At 48.4% G+C, this 15,503-nt stretch carries 14 protein-coding genes; 10 read left to right on the forward strand and 4 right to left on the reverse strand.

All coding sequences use genetic code 11. The features are described 5' to 3' along the window. Positions 1-227: 227 nt before the first annotated feature. The 3 genes from OGY71_RS18120 to cusR form a co-directional block, all read right to left on the reverse strand. A complete protein-coding gene (locus tag OGY71_RS18120; protein WP_003831135.1) occupies positions 228-554 on the reverse strand; it encodes a PcoE/SilE family metal-binding protein in 327 nt (108 codons plus the stop codon). Positions 555-679: 125 nt separating this feature from the next. Further along, complete coding sequence (locus OGY71_RS18125; RefSeq protein WP_286613524.1) at positions 680-2,131, reverse strand: Cu(+)/Ag(+) sensor histidine kinase; 1,452 nt, start codon at positions 2,129-2,131, stop codon at positions 680-682. Further along, complete coding sequence (gene cusR, locus OGY71_RS18130) at positions 2,121-2,804, reverse strand: copper response regulator transcription factor CusR (RefSeq protein WP_003831137.1); 684 nt, start codon at positions 2,802-2,804, stop codon at positions 2,121-2,123. Before cusR ends, OGY71_RS18125 begins: the two co-directional genes overlap by 11 nt. 195 nt (positions 2,805-2,999) lie before the next feature. Between cusR and OGY71_RS18135 the strand changes: the two genes are divergently transcribed. From OGY71_RS18135 to OGY71_RS18150, 4 genes are all read left to right on the forward strand, one after another. Next, positions 3,000-4,382, forward strand: a complete 1,383-nt coding sequence (locus OGY71_RS18135) for an efflux transporter outer membrane subunit (protein WP_126955885.1) — start codon at positions 3,000-3,002, stop codon at positions 4,380-4,382. Between the two features lie 32 nt (positions 4,383-4,414). Continuing rightward, positions 4,415-4,762: a cation efflux system protein CusF gene (gene cusF / locus OGY71_RS18140; protein WP_003831139.1), complete on the forward strand. Its 348-nt coding sequence runs from the start codon at positions 4,415-4,417 to the stop codon at positions 4,760-4,762. A gap of 76 nt (positions 4,763-4,838) precedes the next feature. After that, the gene (locus OGY71_RS18145; protein WP_197385156.1) at positions 4,839-6,131 is read left to right on the forward strand and encodes an efflux RND transporter periplasmic adaptor subunit; all 1,293 of its coding nucleotides are present in this window, start codon (positions 4,839-4,841) and stop codon (positions 6,129-6,131) included. Between the two features lie 11 nt (positions 6,132-6,142). Then, entirely contained in the window at positions 6,143-9,286 is a 3,144-nt protein-coding gene (locus OGY71_RS18150; RefSeq protein WP_267440904.1) for a CusA/CzcA family heavy metal efflux RND transporter, read from the forward strand. A 51-nt stretch (positions 9,287-9,337) separates the two neighbouring features. On the opposite strand, the gene rclR is transcribed toward OGY71_RS18150, so the two are convergent. After that, complete coding sequence (rclR, locus tag OGY71_RS18155) at positions 9,338-10,192, reverse strand: reactive chlorine-specific transcriptional regulator RclR (protein WP_048214745.1); 855 nt, start codon at positions 10,190-10,192, stop codon at positions 9,338-9,340. 238 nt (positions 10,193-10,430) lie between these two features. Here rclR and rclA point away from each other — a divergent pair, with 238 nt between their 5' ends. From rclA to OGY71_RS18185, 6 genes are all read left to right on the forward strand, one after another. Then, positions 10,431-11,756, forward strand: coding sequence for a reactive chlorine resistance oxidoreductase RclA (gene rclA, locus OGY71_RS18160; RefSeq protein ID WP_003831143.1), 1,326 nt, complete (start codon positions 10,431-10,433; stop codon positions 11,754-11,756). 171 nt (positions 11,757-11,927) lie between these two features. Continuing rightward, positions 11,928-12,158, forward strand: a complete 231-nt coding sequence (gene rclB / locus OGY71_RS18165; RefSeq protein WP_286613612.1) for a reactive chlorine resistance periplasmic protein RclB — start codon at positions 11,928-11,930, stop codon at positions 12,156-12,158. Positions 12,159-12,169: 11 nt separating this feature from the next. Continuing rightward, positions 12,170-12,730, forward strand: coding sequence for a reactive chlorine resistance membrane protein RclC (gene rclC / locus OGY71_RS18170; protein ID WP_008784029.1), 561 nt, complete (start codon positions 12,170-12,172; stop codon positions 12,728-12,730). Positions 12,731-13,300: 570 nt separating this feature from the next. Further along, positions 13,301-13,996, forward strand: a complete 696-nt coding sequence (locus tag OGY71_RS18175; protein WP_003831147.1) for a flagellar brake protein — start codon at positions 13,301-13,303, stop codon at positions 13,994-13,996. A 21-nt stretch (positions 13,997-14,017) separates the two neighbouring features. Continuing rightward, entirely contained in the window at positions 14,018-14,599 is a 582-nt protein-coding gene (locus tag OGY71_RS18180; RefSeq protein ID WP_185879271.1) for a helix-turn-helix transcriptional regulator, read from the forward strand. A 100-nt stretch (positions 14,600-14,699) separates the two neighbouring features. Further along, positions 14,700-15,467, forward strand: a complete 768-nt coding sequence (locus OGY71_RS18185) for a putative bifunctional diguanylate cyclase/phosphodiesterase (RefSeq protein ID WP_003831149.1) — start codon at positions 14,700-14,702, stop codon at positions 15,465-15,467. Positions 15,468-15,503 lie beyond the last annotated feature (36 nt).

The following is a 15,503-nucleotide window of genomic DNA, read 5'->3' on the forward strand; positions in this document are numbered from 1 at the left end:
GCTGTAATACGCAACATAATAAGCTGTTTATTTACTTATTTTATACAATCCGGGTAGAGAGCTAAGATGTATTTACTTTTAGAAGAAGGATTTAATGAATTATTAATATTGACATTAACGATGAAGTGGGACGCGGGCTTGTATATAAACAGGCCCGCGTGGGGAGAGTAGTCCACAATATTCAAACTTCGCGTATTTATGGATGTCGTTGTCAATATAGTTCGTCTTTACCCCTGAGTGGAGATCTGCGCGCGGTGCTGCTCGGCCTGTACCTCATGAGCAAATGAATGGCCGTTGTTTACCGATTGGTGAACAACCATCGCTTTTTCATGTTCATTCATTTGTGAAAATGATTTCGCATTGGTTGATGTTGACGATGAATTATTTGCTTGCGCGGCATGTGCTTGTGCCATTTGTTGATGTGCAGGGGCATCGCTGTTATTCATCATTTCATGAGCCATTACGGCCTGCTGATGCATTTTGGGTGTTTCTGCCGCATTAACGCCAGCTGAAATAAAAAACGCGATAGCTAAAAAAGAGGACATCTTATTCATCATATTTCTCCTGTTTGGGTTTACGGAAGAAAGTATAATTAATAGGGGCTGTCAGTGGCGTGACAGGATTATGACGGTTGTGTCAGACAACAGGTGATGACGGGTATAAGCGTCATCTCCATAAATTACATCGCGTGCTTGGGCAGCGTCAGAATAAAGCGAGTGGCATGAGTGTCGGAAGTCACCGAGACTTTTCCTTGATGGGCAGTCACAATTGATTTCACAATCGCCAGACCAATGCCGCTGCCTTCGCCCTTACGCTGTCGTGAAGGGTCCACTCGATAAAAGCGGTCAAAGAGTCGCGGAAGATGTTGCGGGGGAATGGGGTTTCCGGGATTCTCAACGACTATCTGCACCTGGCCATCCGCCTCTTTCACCCGTACGGTTACCGACTCGCCTTTTGGCGTATAGCGCATGGCATTTGACAGCAGATTACTCATTGCCCGGCGTAACATTAATGGGTCGCCTGAAACCCAGCATGCGCGTCCTTCAAACCGTAAACCAACCTCACGCTCTTCAGCCCAGGCTTCGAAAAAGTCGAACACTTTACCGACCTCATCAGCCAGATTGAGCGCTTTTTTTTCTGGGATCAGCTGATTGTTATCCGCCTGCGCCAGAAACAGCATATCACTCACCATCTTCGACATACGGCCAAACTCTTCGAGATTAGAATACAGCACATCTTCCAGCTCTTTTTGGCTGCGGGTCTGGCTGAGCGCAATCTCCGTTTGAGTGACGAGGTTAGTTATTGGCGTGCGGATCTCATGGGCAATATCTGCCGAGAAGTTCGACTGGCGTTTAAATACGTCCTCGATGCGTTCGATCATGTGATTAAACGAACTCACCAGCTGTTCCAGTTCAATAGGAACAGCTTGCGGATCGAGGCGTACATCGAGATCTTTCGAGGTGATATTTTGGATGCGACGACTGACGTTACGAATCGGTTCATGACCTTTGTATACGGCGAACAACACGATAAAAACAATCATCATGCTAATCAGCGATGCTGTCATAATCAGCTTGTTTTTCAGATCGTTAATATAGTGCAGATGAAAGTCGATCGATAATGCCAGATACAGCGTATACGCTGGTTTTCCATCGGCAAGTTGTCCTACCGGCAGGCGAATCATTCGCCAGTTAGACGATGTTTTCTGTCCGTGGATATGTTTGGAGGTTTGCAGTGTGGGGCCTGAGATAATAAAAACATCGCTGGCATGAGCATTTTTATCGGGCCTTGCACTGGCGATAAACTGCCGAAGATCCGGCGCATTGGGCGAATGGAAAATGGCCTTCTGGTTGCTATCTTCCAGAGAAATAATGACGTTCGAATAACCCGCCACCACATTTTTTAGCGTTTCCAGGCGGCGTGATTCTGGCTCGTTGGGTTGGTTAATAATCCTCTCCAGCGTGGCGCTAATCTCTTGTAAATCGTTGATGTCCTGCTCGGCGAAGTGGACTTTCACGGAGTGGATCATTATCCATGCAAAGGCGAAAAATGAAGCAATTGTCGCCAGGCTGATAAAAAAGGTCAGTCGTGTCGCCAGTGAAAAAGGGCGCCGCCATCGTTTACTGGTCATCAGGAACCTCAAGCATATATCCCACACCGCGCACGGTCTGAATCAGTTTCGGCTCAAAATCGTTATCAATTTTGGCGCGCAGACGCTTAACGGCGACGTCGATGGCATTAGTATCGCTGTCAAAATTCATATCCCAGACCTGGGAGGCGATCAGTGAGCGGGGTAAAACTTCCCCCTGATGGCGCAGGAAAAACTCAAGCAGCGTAAACTCTTTGCTGGTCAGGGTGATGCGCGTACCGCTGCGGGTGACTTTCCTGCTGACCAGATCGACCATTAAATCCGCGACCTGAAATTGGCTTTCGACAATCACCGCAGCGCCCCGGCGCAGCAGCGTTCTGACCCGTGCCAGCAGTTCGGCGAAGGCAAACGGTTTAACCAGGTAATCATCAGCACCCAATTCCAGACCTTTAACCCGATGCTCAATGGTACCCAGTGCGGTGAGGAGAAGAATGGGCATTCCTTTGTTGGCGGAACGCAGCATCCGCACGATATCCCAGCCGTTTACATCCGGCAGCATGATGTCGAGTATGAGCAGGTCGTAATCGCCGGTCATCGCCAGGTGATACCCGTTCAGGCCGTTATCCGCTAAATCCACGACAAAACCCGCTTCCGTCAGGCCTTTTGTCAGGTATTCACCGGTTTTTTTCTCATCTTCGACTATCAAAACCTTCATCGCATTCTCCTTCTCGCACTGGTTGTGCGGACTTTCAATTCTAGGGAAGCGGGATCGGATAGCAATCTGTTATTAGGAAAATGACAGTTTTGTCATTTTCCTGTCACCGGTTAAACAGAGTCACTTCGTTAAAGTACAAGACTATAAATTCCTACTTATTTTAGGGACATCAGTCCGGTCAGGACGAGAAGAACTATGAGCAAATTTAAGCTTCTTACTCTCAGCGCTATATTCGTGCTCGCTGGTTGTTCATTGGCGCCGGACTATCAGCGCCCGGCTTTGCCGGTGCCACAGCAATTTTCTTTAAGCCAGAATTCCCTGGTGTCGGCTCCTGGCGAATACCAGGACACGGGGTGGCGAACCTTTTTTGTTGACGACCAGGTGAAGGCGTTGATTGGTGAGGCGCTGATCAATAACCGCGATTTACGCATGGCGACGCTGAAGGTTCAGGAAGCGCGAGCGCAGTATGGCGTCACGGACGCTGACCGTTATCCGCAAATCACGGCAGGCTCCAGCGGTACCTACAGCGGTAAATTAAAAGGTGATAGCAGCACCGATCGTGAATTCGAAGCTGGACTCAATCTTAGTTTCGACCTGGATTTCTTTGGGCGACTTAAAAATATGAGTGAAGCCGAACGGCAGAACTTCTTCGCCAGCGAAGAGGCGCGTCGGGCGGTGCATATCTTATTAATTTCCAACGTGTCGCAAAGTTATTTCAACCAGCGCTTGGCTTACGCGCAGTTGCAAGTTGCCGAAGAAACGCTGCAAAACTATCAGCGCTCTTACGCTTTTGTAGAGAAGCAACTGATAACCGGTAGCACCAACGTACTGGCGTTGGAACAAGCGCGCGGTGTGATTGAAAGTACGCGTAGCGAAATTGCCAAGCGTAAAGGTGAGTTGGCACAGGCCAATAACGCGCTGCAACTGTTGCTGGGTACATACGGGAAATTACCCGATGACCAGGCGCGCAGCCGTGGGGATCTTAAACCGGTAACGCTGCCGCCATCACTTTCATCGCAAATACTGTTGCAGCGCCCGGATATTATGGAAGCTGAGCACGGATTATTGGCGGCAAATGCCAATATCGGTGCTGCGCGGGCGGCATTTTTTCCGTCGATAACGTTGACCAGTTCCGTGTCCAGTAGCAGTAGCGATCTTTCCAATTTATTTAATGCCTCCAGTGGCATGTGGAATTTTGTCCCCAAAATAGAGCTTCCAATCTTCAACGCCGGACGTAATCAGTCCAATCTCGACCTGGCAGAAATTCGCCAGCAACAGTCAGTAGTGAATTACGAACAAAAAATTCAGAACGCGTTTAAAGAAGTGGCGGATGCACTGGTGTTGCGCCAAAGCATTGCCGATCAAATTAGCGGGCAGCAGCGTTACCTGGATTCATTGCAAATCACACTACAGCGCGCCAGAGCGCTTTATCAGAATGGTGCAGTTAGCTATATCGAAGTATTAGATGCAGAACGTTCTTTATTCGCTACGCGGCAATCGCTGCTCGATCTTAATTACGCCCAACAGGTTAATGAAATTAAGCTGTTTGCTGCCTTAGGCGGCGGTTGGGTGGAGTAATCCTTAATATTAACTTTTCAGGAGCATGATGTATGAATACTACCGCCAAAGCCGTGCTGTTTAGCCTTTTCTCTATGGTTATGTTTAACGCCCAGGCCAATGAAAATCAGCATGGCGAGATGATGAATATGCAGCCAGCGGCTCAACAGGAACAACTCATTAGTGCTACTGGGGTGATTGAAGCTGTTGATATGGAGAGTAAAAAAATCACGATCAAACATGACCCTATTCCAGCGGTGAACTGGCCGGCCATGACGATGCGCTTTACGCTGGTTGCTGATACGAAGGCTGATGATATTAAGCCTGGTGATAAGGTCGCGTTTACGTTTGTTCAGCAGGGAAATCTCTCTGTGTTACGCGATATTCACATCAGTAAATAACGTTCTCGCTGGTCTCTTTTATTCTTGCCCGGGTTTTTGCGAACGCGGGCGAGACTATCGCGCAATGGAAATCACTATGGCGTCTTTAAATATTAAAAATACCGCGCTTATTCTCGGTAGCATGATTGCCGGCGGGATTATTTCTGTCGGTGTTTATACTTATTATTCATCGGCAAAAATATCGTCTGTAGCCGGGCCAGTTCAGCAAAAAGAAGCCAGAAAAGTGTTGTTCTGGTATGACCCCATGTATCCGAACACGCGCTTCGATAAACCGGGTAAATCGCCGTTTATGGATATGGATCTGATCCCGAAATATGCCGATGAAGAGACCGCGAACGCGTCATCACCAGGCGTGCGCATCGATCCTACACAGACCCAGAACCTGGGACTGAAAACAGAGCCAGTGCGTCGTGGACCACTGCACTACGCGCAAACTTTCCCGGCCAACGTTAGTTATAACGAATACCAGTTTGTTATTGTTCAGGCACGTTCTGCGGGCTTTATCGAGAAGGTTTACCCGCTGACAGTGGGGGACAAAATTAAGCAGGGTTCGCCGCTGATCGACCTGACTATTCCTGATTGGGTTGAGGCGCAGAGTGAATATTTATTGCTGCGGGAAACGGGAGGTAGCGCGACGCAGGTGGAAGGGATTCTGGAGAGATTACGTCTGGCTGGAATGCCTGAAGCGGATATTCAGCGCTTAAAATCGACGCGTAAAATTCAGACTCGCTTTACCCTGAAAGCGCCTATCGATGGGGTGATCACCGCATTCGATTTGCGTACCGGTATGAACATTTCCAAAGACAATGTGGTCGCGAAAATTCAGGGTATGGACCCGGTATGGGTTAGCGCGTCGGTCCCGGAATCTATCGCCTGGCTGATTAAAGATGCTTCGCAATTTACCATCACCGTGCCCGCCTGGCCGGATAAGCCTTTCACCATCAGCAAGTGGAGTATCTTACCAAGCGTTGATGCTACCACGCGTACGCTCCAGCTCCGTTTACAGGTCGATAACCCCGACGAGGCGCTCAAGCCCGGGATGAATGCTTACCTGCAACTGAAAACACAAAGCGAGCCAATGCTGCTGATCCCGTCTAAAGCGCTGATTGATACGGGTACCGAGCAGCGGGTAATCACCGTTGATAACGAAGGCCGATTTGTGCCGAAACAGGTTGCGGTATTCCATGAATCTCAGGGGCTGACGGCTATCCGCTCCGGCCTGACCGAAGGCGAAAAAGTGGTGTCCAGTGGCCTGTTCCTGATTGATTCTGAAGCGAATATCTCTGGCGCACTGGACCGTATGCGCGCCCAGAACAGTAAGGCGCAAGACGCAGCCGCCATGCCAGCCCAGGCGACCCATTCACACTGAGGACATGATAAATGATTGAATGGATTATCCGTCGTTCGGTGGCAAACCGTTTTCTGGTGATGATGGGGGCGCTGTTTCTTAGCGTCTGGGGAACCTGGACCATCATCAATACGCCGGTTGATGCGCTGCCCGATCTCTCTGATGTTCAGGTGATCGTCAAAACCAGCTATCCGGGGCAGGCGCCGCAAATTGTTGAAAATCAGGTGACCTACCCGCTGACCACCACCATGCTGTCGGTACCCGGCGCGAAAACCGTGCGCGGTTTCTCGCAGTTTGGTGATTCCTACGTGTACGTCATTTTCGAAGATGGTACCGATCCTTACTGGGCGCGCTCGCGCGTACTGGAGTATCTCAACCAGGTTCAGGGAAAATTACCGGCTGGCGTTAGCGCGGAAATGGGACCGGACGCCACGGGCGTCGGCTGGATATTTGAGTACGCGCTGGTGGATCGCAGTGGGAAACATGATCTGGCGGAATTACGCTCTCTTCAGGACTGGTTTTTAAAGTATGAGTTAAAAACGATTCCTAACGTGGCGGAAGTAGCTTCGGTAGGCGGCGTGGTTAAACAGTATCAGGTCGTTATCGATCCGATGAAGCTGACGCAATATGGCATCAGCCTGGCGGACGTGAAATCGGCGCTGGATACGTCGAATCAGGAAGCGGGCGGCTCATCTGTTGAGATGGCTGAAGCGGAATATATGGTCCGCGCCAGTGGATATCTGCAAACGCTCGATGATTTTAATAACATCGTCCTGAAAACAGGGGCCGACGGTGTACCTGTTTACCTGCGCGATGTGGCGCGCGTACAGATTGGGCCGGAAATGCGCCGTGGGATCGCCGAACTGAATGGCGAAGGCGAAGTCGCGGGCGGGGTGGTTATCCTGCGTTCCGGTAAAAATGCGCGTGAGGTGATCTCTGCCGTTAAAGCCAAGCTCGATACGCTGAAAAGCAGCCTGCCGGAAGGCGTAGAGGTAGTTACAACATACGATCGCAGTCAGCTCATCGATCGCGCCATTGATAACCTCAGCTACAAGCTGCTGGAAGAGTTTATCGTCGTGGCGCTGGTGTGTGCGTTGTTCCTGTGGCATCTGCGTTCGGCGCTGGTGGCGATTATTTCCCTGCCGCTGGGGCTGTGTATCGCGTTTATCGTGATGCATTTCCAGGGGTTGAACGCCAACATCATGTCGCTAGGGGGAATTGCCATTGCCGTCGGGGCGATGGTTGATGCCGCAATCGTGATGATTGAAAACGCCCATAAGCGGCTGGAAGAGTGGGGGCATCAGCATCCGAATGAAAAGCTGGATAACGCAACGCGCTGGAAGGTCATTACTGACGCCTCGGTAGAAGTCGGCCCGGCATTGTTTATCAGCCTGTTGATCATCACGTTGTCGTTTATCCCCATTTTCACGCTTGAGGGGCAAGAAGGGCGACTGTTTGGCCCGCTGGCGTTCACCAAAACGTATGCCATGGCAGGCGCGGCGTTTCTGGCCATTGTGGTTATTCCGATCCTGATGGGATTCTGGATCCGCGGAAAAATACCGGCAGAAAGCAGCAACCCGCTTAACCGTTTCCTGATCCGTATTTACCATCCGCTGTTGCTGAAGGTGTTGCACTGGCCCAAGACCACTATTCTGGTGGCGGTGCTTTCAATACTGACGGTTATCTACCCGCTGAATAAAGTCGGTGGTGAATTCCTGCCGCAGATTAACGAAGGCGACCTGCTGTATATGCCTTCGACATTGCCGGGGATCTCAGCGGCGCAGGCAGCGGACATGCTGCAAAAAACCGACAAGCTGATCATGACCGTTCCTGAAGTGGCGCGCGTGTTTGGTAAAACCGGTAAGGCAGAAACCGCAACAGACTCCGCGCCGCTGGAAATGGTTGAAACGACGATCCAACTGAAGCCGCAGGACCAGTGGCGTCCGGGGATGACGATGGACAAAATCATCGCCGAGCTGGACAAAACCGTACGCTTGCCGGGGCTGGCGAATCTGTGGGTTCCGCCGATTCGTAACCGTATCGACATGCTCTCTACGGGGATCAAAAGCCCAATTGGCATTAAGGTGTCGGGTAATGTTCTGGCAGATATCGACGCCACGGCGGAGCAAATTGAAGAGGTGGCCAGAACCGTGCCGGGTGTCTCTTCGGCGCTGGCCGAGCGTCTGGTGGGCGGACGCTATCTCAACGTAGATATCAATCGTGAAAAAGCGGCCCGGTACGGCATGACTGTAGGTGCTGTGCAGCTGTTTGTCACTTCAGCGGTAGGAGGGGCAATGGTGGGCGAAACGGTGGAAGGGATTGCACGCTATCCTATCAACCTGCGCTATGCGCAGAGCTATCGTGATAGCCCGGAAGCATTGCGTAATCTGCCGATTCTGACGCCCATGAAACAGCAAATTACGCTGGCGGATGTCGCCGATGTGACGGTGGTTTCGGGGCCTTCGATGCTGAAAACCGAAGATGCGCGACCAACCAGTTGGATTTACATCGACGCCCGAGATCGTGACATGGTCTCAGTGGTGAACGATCTGAAAAAGGCTATTGCTGAAAAGGTCCAGTTAAAGCCGGGGACCAGCGTGGCGTTTTCGGGGCAATTCGAGCTGCTTGAGCGCGCCAGCCATAAGCTCAAGTTGATGGTGCCAATGACGCTGATGATTATCTTCGTCTTGCTTTATCTGGCCTTCCGTCGCTTTGGCGAAGCGCTGCTGATTATCACCAGTGTGCCTTTTGCGCTGGTGGGCGGCATCTGGTTCCTTTACTGGATGGGTTTCCATATGTCGGTCGCAACAGGGACCGGATTTATCGCCCTGGCAGGTGTTGCTGCGGAGTTTGGCGTGGTGATGCTGATGTACTTGCGCCACGCTATTGAAGCCGAACCCGCGCTGGAAAATCCGCAAACCTTTACGGCGGATAAGCTGGATGAAGCGTTATATCACGGTGCCGTGCTGCGCGTGCGGCCAAAAGCGATGACCGTGGCGGTGATTATCGCGGGTCTGTTACCTATCTTGTGGGGGACGGGAGCAGGCTCAGAAGTCATGAGCCGCATCGCCGCGCCGATGATTGGCGGCATGATTACCGCGCCATTGCTGTCGCTATTCATTATTCCGGCTGCGTATAAGCTGATGTGGCTGCACAGACACCGTAGCCAAAAGTAATGCTTTGAAACGCTCGCCTGCGTCGGTTTGGTCGCCGAAGCAGGCGCTGCGTTATACCTCCAGTGCCTTCACGCGTTTGCGGTACTCGCCCGGCGTACAGCCAAATTCTCGTAAAAAGACTTTATGGAATGACGATTCGCTGGCGTAGCCCACCGACTCGGCCACCACAACCAATGGCTGCGACCCACGTGACAGCATCTGGGCAGCGAATTGCAGGCGTAAAGTGGTTAATACTGCGAGCGGCGTGGAGTTTGAGACTTCACGAAATAGCTGCGCGAAGCTGGCCCGCGACATATGCGCACGTTTCGCCAGTTCTTCGACGGTCCAGGCAAATGCCGGGGACTCCAGCATCATGAAGACGACAGCCCCTAGTTTGGGATGAAGCAGTAGATTCAACACGTTTTGAACGGGGGTCGCCTTGGTTAACCATTCGCGAACGGCTAAGGCGAACAGTGTGGCGCATTGTTGACTGCAGACTACACTGGAACCTGGCAGAGTACTCATGGATTCCTGTTGCATCAAAGCAATCATGGCCTTGAGCCAATGGCTGACAGGGCTATTTTCATCAGGTGCCAGAACCAATACTTCCGGTAACGCAGTTAAAAAATAGCGTGAGGAAGCGTGCAATCGAAGGCTGCCACAAACAATGTGTGTTTGTTCATCGCCAGACTGGCAGAGCCGATGTGCGGAGTTTTGCGGCAGGATCACGATAGTACCGGGCCGCAGAGTAAAAGATGTCCCATCGGGCATGTCCAGTTGGGCTGCACCTTGTGTGACCGTATGCCAGCGGATAATGGACAATTCACCTGCTGCGTGCGGCAGTTGCCAGTCCCTGCTCAGTAGGCAGTTTTGGTCAATTGAGCCTTGTGGGTCGTTAAGCATCAGTAATCGGCTAAGGGCATCCATGGAGACTCCTGAACATTTTTTTGTTGTCGTTTATTGAAACGCTATTATCTCTTTATTTCATTATTATATTAATACCTTCAAAGTGTTAGTGTAATGATTCATTCTCGAAATGTTAGTCATCTTTAAGGCTATTTTAGACGATCTGACAGTTATCGGCGAGTTGTGGATACATTGTTCAGGCAGAGTTAGAGATATATTTCAGTTCATCAAACGAACAGTGACTTGGCGGAGAGACAGCATGAATCAGTATCAGGCGATTATTATTGGATTTGGCAAAGCGGGTAAAACGCTGGCGGCAACACTGGCCAAAACGGGTTGGCGGGTAGCGATTATTGAACAGTCAAACACCATGTATGGCGGGACATGCATCAACATCGGCTGTATCCCAACCAAAACCCTGGTACATGATGCTGAACTTCAGCATGACTTTACCGAAGCAATGCAACGCAAGGCCTCTGTTGTCAGTTTTCTGCGCGATAAAAATTTCCATAATCTTGCCGATCTGGAAAACGTGGATGTGATTGAAGGTCGTGCTGAATTCGTTGATAACCATACTGTGCGAGTCGTGCAGTCAACAGGCGAGATTGAGCTGAGCGGCGAGAAAATCTTTATTAATACTGGCGCCCAGTCAACGATTCCAAACGTTGAGGGTTTAACCACGACACCTGGCGTATTTGACAGCACCGGGCTGTTGAATTTGACGCAACGTCCAGAGCGTCTGGGCATTTTGGGCGGTGGGTATATCGGCGTTGAATTCGCATCAATGTTTGCCAACTTTGGTAGCAAAGTCACTATTTATGAAGCAGCTCCGCAGTTTTTGCCTCGTGAAGACCGGGATATTGCTGACGCTATCGCCAACATTTTACGCGACAAAGGCGTCGAGCTGATCCTCAATGCCAACGTGCAGTCGGTCTCCTCTCATGATGGTGCAGTACAGCTGCACATGCCGGAGGGGGCCCAGACGGTGGATGCGCTGTTGGTAGCATCAGGTCGCAAACCGGCGACAGAAAACCTGCAATTGCAGAAAGCGGGTGTGGATGTAAACGATCGTGGTGCCATTGTTGTGAATAAATATTTGCGTACATCGGCAGATAACATTTGGGCAATGGGCGATGTCACTGGTGGATTACAATTTACCTATATCTCGCTGGATGACTTCCGTATTGTGCGTGACAACCTGCTAGGCGAGGGGTTACGTAACACGGGCGATCGTCAAAACGTACCGTATTCCGTCTTTATGACGCCGCCGCTTTCCCGCGTCGGAATGACTGAAGAACAGGCTCGCGCCAGCGGTGCGGCGGTTCAAGTCGTGACGTTGCCGGTAGCGGCTATCCCGCGAGCGCGGGTGATGAATGATACGCGTGGTGTTCTTAAAGCGGTGGTGGATAGTGAAACGAAACAAATATTAGGCGTATCGCTGTTGTGTGTGGATTCTCATGAAATGATTAATATCATCAAGACGGTTATGGATGCAGGGTTACCTTATACCACATTGCGTGACCAAATATTTACCCATCCAAGTATGAGCGAATCATTAAACGATCTCTTTTCTCTCATAAAATAATAATAGCGTAGTCTGCATATTTGCCCCACCCGTGTGGGGCTTTTTTTATTTGTTTTTTATATTCCTGATACTAATTGACAGTTATTCTGGCGTTACGGATGAAATAAAATAAGGTGGCATGTCTTATTATATTCCCACTGAAATAACTCGTTAATGGAAATAGAAATGAACATGCTTAAAACTACGTTACTAATGACTGCGTTACTGACTGCTCCGGTGACATTTTCCGCGTTAGCGCAAACAGAGGTTGCCCACATTAGCGTATCAGCCGTGTCTGGCTCTCCTTCCGTGGTGGAAGATGCCATTGCGAAACTGGCGCAGGAAAAGAATGCGACTTCCTGGAAAATTACCTCAATGCGCATTAATAGCAGCACTCACGCAACGGCAATTTTGTACAAGTGAGGAGAGCCGGGATGGAAAAGTATCTTCGTATATTGGGCAAAGGCGATAGGGTTGGATTAACCTTGATTCGCCTGAGTATCGCGATTGTTTTTATCTGGATTGGTTTATTAAAATTTGTACCTTACGAAGCCGACAGCATTACGCCGTTTGTCGCCAATAGTCCGGTAATGTCATTTTTTTATGAGCATCCAGAAGAATACAAACAACATTTAACCCACGAAGGTGAATTCAAACCGCAGGCTCGTGAATGGCAGACGGCGAATAACACGTATACGTTCTCAAATGGCCTGGGCGTAGTCGAAGTTCTTATCGCTTTGCTGGTGCTGGCTAATCCTGTTAGCCGTTGGTTGGGATTAATTGGCGGCGTTCTGGCATTTGCCACACCAATTGTTACCTTATCATTTTTAATAACCACTCCAGAAGCATGGGTAATGCCGCTGGGTGATTTACACCACGGATTTCCGTACTTGTCAGGCGCCGGGCGGTTGGTGTTAAAAGATACGTTAATGTTGGCGGGAGCAGTGATGATTATCGCAGATTCATCCCGATCAATAATTAAGCAGCGGTATTGAATTTTTAACGTTGTGCCCTCTGTAAGATAGCAAGCCACTATAGTTCGATTCGGTACTTACCGGGCCAGCAGGATGCTGGCTTTTTTTCTGACTTAAGGTAAATTTATTAAGCATATATAAATTGCAATTATTCAATTTAGAAGCATAACGAGTCAGAGCTATATTTTTAGTTAATGATAGAGTGCAGTAAACATCTTCTCTTATCCCCCGCGATAGCACGCCAACCCGCATGTTGCGTAGCCCCTCCATCATGATTGCTTTATTTTTTTCTGTACAATTCTTGCTATCTGTTATCTCAAAACCTCATTTTAAAAATTTTGTTATTCGCTTTTGTTATAGCCAGTACGCAAGTTCGCGTGGTTTTAGGCCTGGCTTGAGCTAGAATTAATCCTGATTAAATGTTTTTACGTATCAATAACTGACTAAAGATAGTTAAAAACTTAATTTTTAACCAACTGTTTGACATGGAATCCACTATGGTAATTAAGCACCAGGGGTGGATGCTGATCTCGCGTTTTGTGAGTAACCAAAGGCGGGACATATCTTAAATATGGAAATAAGGGTTTTAGAATGAGCTTTGGCTTAGCAAAGGAAGACAAGTTTGAAATCATCGCTATCCTTCGTGAAGAGCTTCATAAGAAAACGAAACTGGAAATCCTGTGTGGAGACAGTAGCGTTATCACGCAGTTAGAGAAGATTGATTTCGAACGGTTTGTCATCTCCGGACACGGAGACATTGTTCCTGAAAAGGTCCAATACTTTATCCTGCACAGTGAAAGCGGGATTGTAAAATTTAGTGCCAGGTTCGAACAAACCTCGTCAGCAGGTGCGGAAGCAGGATTATCCTACTTCATCCCGGATATGATTTTCTTTGCCCAGCAGAGACAAAATCAGCGTTTTTCATTCCTGAAGGGTTATGACTTTTTCTGTTTTGGTCGTTACAAAAATGGAGAAAACTACTCTCTCAAGATTAAAAATATCTCGCAGGGTGGTTGTGCGTTAATCGTTAAAGATGTAAACGCCCGTTTTCTTTATAAAGATGCGGTGATTAAAAGTGCATCTCTGGATTTCGATACCTTTGGAAGTTTACAACTGGACTTAAAAGTGATCGATGTCGTCCCGATCAATGAATTTGATGAGGATAATCAGTTGTATTCCTGTCATCAGATTTCATGTGAGTTCGACTTTAAAAATCGTCGTGAAGAGACTGAAGTCGAGAAAATCATTATTAAATTTTTAATGAGTAACAAGATTAGAAGCTTATAAGGAACGGTGAACAGGATGTTGATGTGTGGCAGTGATAATTTTGTGGGCAATGGTATGTTTGCCTACCTGACCAGCAAACATGTACCGATACAAACATTCCAGTTTGAGGATATGTTGCATCAGTCATCATTATGCCAGCATCAAACCATGGTTTTTAATATCATTGATAATGAACAAGCGTGTTCAGACATTGTTCAGTTTTTGAATAAAAACCGATTCAAATTTTATAATAACGTCGTGGTGATTGTTGCTGATAGTTTGGTGGCGAAATTATGCGTAGAGTTATTATATGTCGAAAAAACAATAGTTTTGACTGAAAAATCTTCACTGCGTGATTTTGGTCAATTGGCAACATTATCAGTCGGGAAATGGAACCCCCGACTGTATCGTTCGCAAAAGAGATTAACCGAAAGAGAACAGCAGATCCTGAACTTACTGGTAAGTGGTTATACAGCCAAAGAAATTTCTGAGTTAGTTAGCCTGAACTATAAAACGATTCAGGCACATAAGATGAGAGTCGTCGCCAAGCTTGGCCTGACCAATACCTCTGATTTAAATAAGTTAATTGTCAGATTTACCCATCGTATGTCTTTTTTACCCTAACCTGACCATTCTTTTCTGATGTAATACACCTAATAGTAGATACAATTTGGGAGTGATTTTGACTGGTTTTTAATTTTATGATTTGTAGAGGGAGAGGGGAATGTTTAATTCCAATGAGGTGCTAACTGCGCTTGAAAAGGCTTTGAATACCAGTCAACTTTATATGGTTTATCAGCCTATTTTCAATTTGCATGCCCAGCGTATAAGCGGATTTGAAGCATTAATGCGTTGGAATAGTCCTCAGATGGGTATGATCTCTCCCGATGTTTTTATTACCTTACTGGAAGATAGCGGCAATATTATTTCCATTGAAGATATGGTTACTCACTCGCCGTGGGATGTTGCAACTTCCTGGCCTGACCCCATTGTATTATCCGTCAATATTTCCGCGCTTGAATTCTGCGATCCTCTGTTACCCCAACGCGTCAGACAAAATCTTGCCACTTCCGGATTGCCGGTCCATCGATGCCAAATAGAGGTCACGGAAACGTCACCGCTGTGTGACAGCCAGATTGCGGCTAAAAATATGACGGAATTAAAGGCGATAGGGGTCAAGCTTGCACTTGATGATTTTGGAACCGGCCATGCTAATCTTAATTACCTGTTGAAATATCCCTTTGACACCTTAAAAATTGATAAGGAATTTGTCACCGGTATTGAGCCCGACACCCGATCAACAAAGATTGTTGAGGGTATTATTTCACTGGCGCATAATTTTGGCATTGAAGTTCTTGCCGAAGGGGTGGAAACCCAGTCCCAGCTGGAGCGGTTGATGCAGATTGGTTGTGACAAAATTCAAGGCTTTTTCATTTCTCCCCCGGTGCTGGCAGAAGAGATCCCTTCACTCTTAGCACAATATAATCGTTAATCCCTCCTTTTCACGTTTCCCAACCCCTTGGTTGTT

The sequence above is a fragment of the Citrobacter sp. Cpo109 genome, assembly GCF_030332565.1.
In the GTDB taxonomy this organism is placed as follows: Bacteria; Pseudomonadota; Gammaproteobacteria; order Enterobacterales; family Enterobacteriaceae; genus Citrobacter; species Citrobacter portucalensis.

Coding starts and splice junctions, on each gene's coding strand:
- OGY71_RS18120 (WP_003831135.1), bottom strand. CDS start 554: ATGAATAAGATGTCCTCTTTTTTAGCTATCGCGTTTTTTATTTCAGCT.
- OGY71_RS18125 (WP_286613524.1), bottom strand. CDS start 2,131: ATGACCAGTAAACGATGGCGGCGCCCTTTTTCACTGGCGACACGACTG.
- cusR (WP_003831137.1), bottom strand. CDS start 2,804: ATGAAGGTTTTGATAGTCGAAGATGAGAAAAAAACCGGTGAATACCTG.
- OGY71_RS18135 (WP_126955885.1), top strand. CDS start 3,000: ATGAGCAAATTTAAGCTTCTTACTCTCAGCGCTATATTCGTGCTCGCT.
- cusF (WP_003831139.1), top strand. CDS start 4,415: ATGAATACTACCGCCAAAGCCGTGCTGTTTAGCCTTTTCTCTATGGTT.
- OGY71_RS18145 (WP_197385156.1), top strand. CDS start 4,839: ATGGCGTCTTTAAATATTAAAAATACCGCGCTTATTCTCGGTAGCATG.
- OGY71_RS18150 (WP_267440904.1), top strand. CDS start 6,143: ATGATTGAATGGATTATCCGTCGTTCGGTGGCAAACCGTTTTCTGGTG.
- rclR (WP_048214745.1), bottom strand. CDS start 10,192: ATGGATGCCCTTAGCCGATTACTGATGCTTAACGACCCACAAGGCTCA.
- rclA (WP_003831143.1), top strand. CDS start 10,431: ATGAATCAGTATCAGGCGATTATTATTGGATTTGGCAAAGCGGGTAAA.
- rclB (WP_286613612.1), top strand. CDS start 11,928: ATGCTTAAAACTACGTTACTAATGACTGCGTTACTGACTGCTCCGGTG.
- rclC (WP_008784029.1), top strand. CDS start 12,170: ATGGAAAAGTATCTTCGTATATTGGGCAAAGGCGATAGGGTTGGATTA.
- OGY71_RS18175 (WP_003831147.1), top strand. CDS start 13,301: ATGAGCTTTGGCTTAGCAAAGGAAGACAAGTTTGAAATCATCGCTATC.
- OGY71_RS18180 (WP_185879271.1), top strand. CDS start 14,018: ATGTGTGGCAGTGATAATTTTGTGGGCAATGGTATGTTTGCCTACCTG.
- OGY71_RS18185 (WP_003831149.1), top strand. CDS start 14,700: ATGTTTAATTCCAATGAGGTGCTAACTGCGCTTGAAAAGGCTTTGAAT.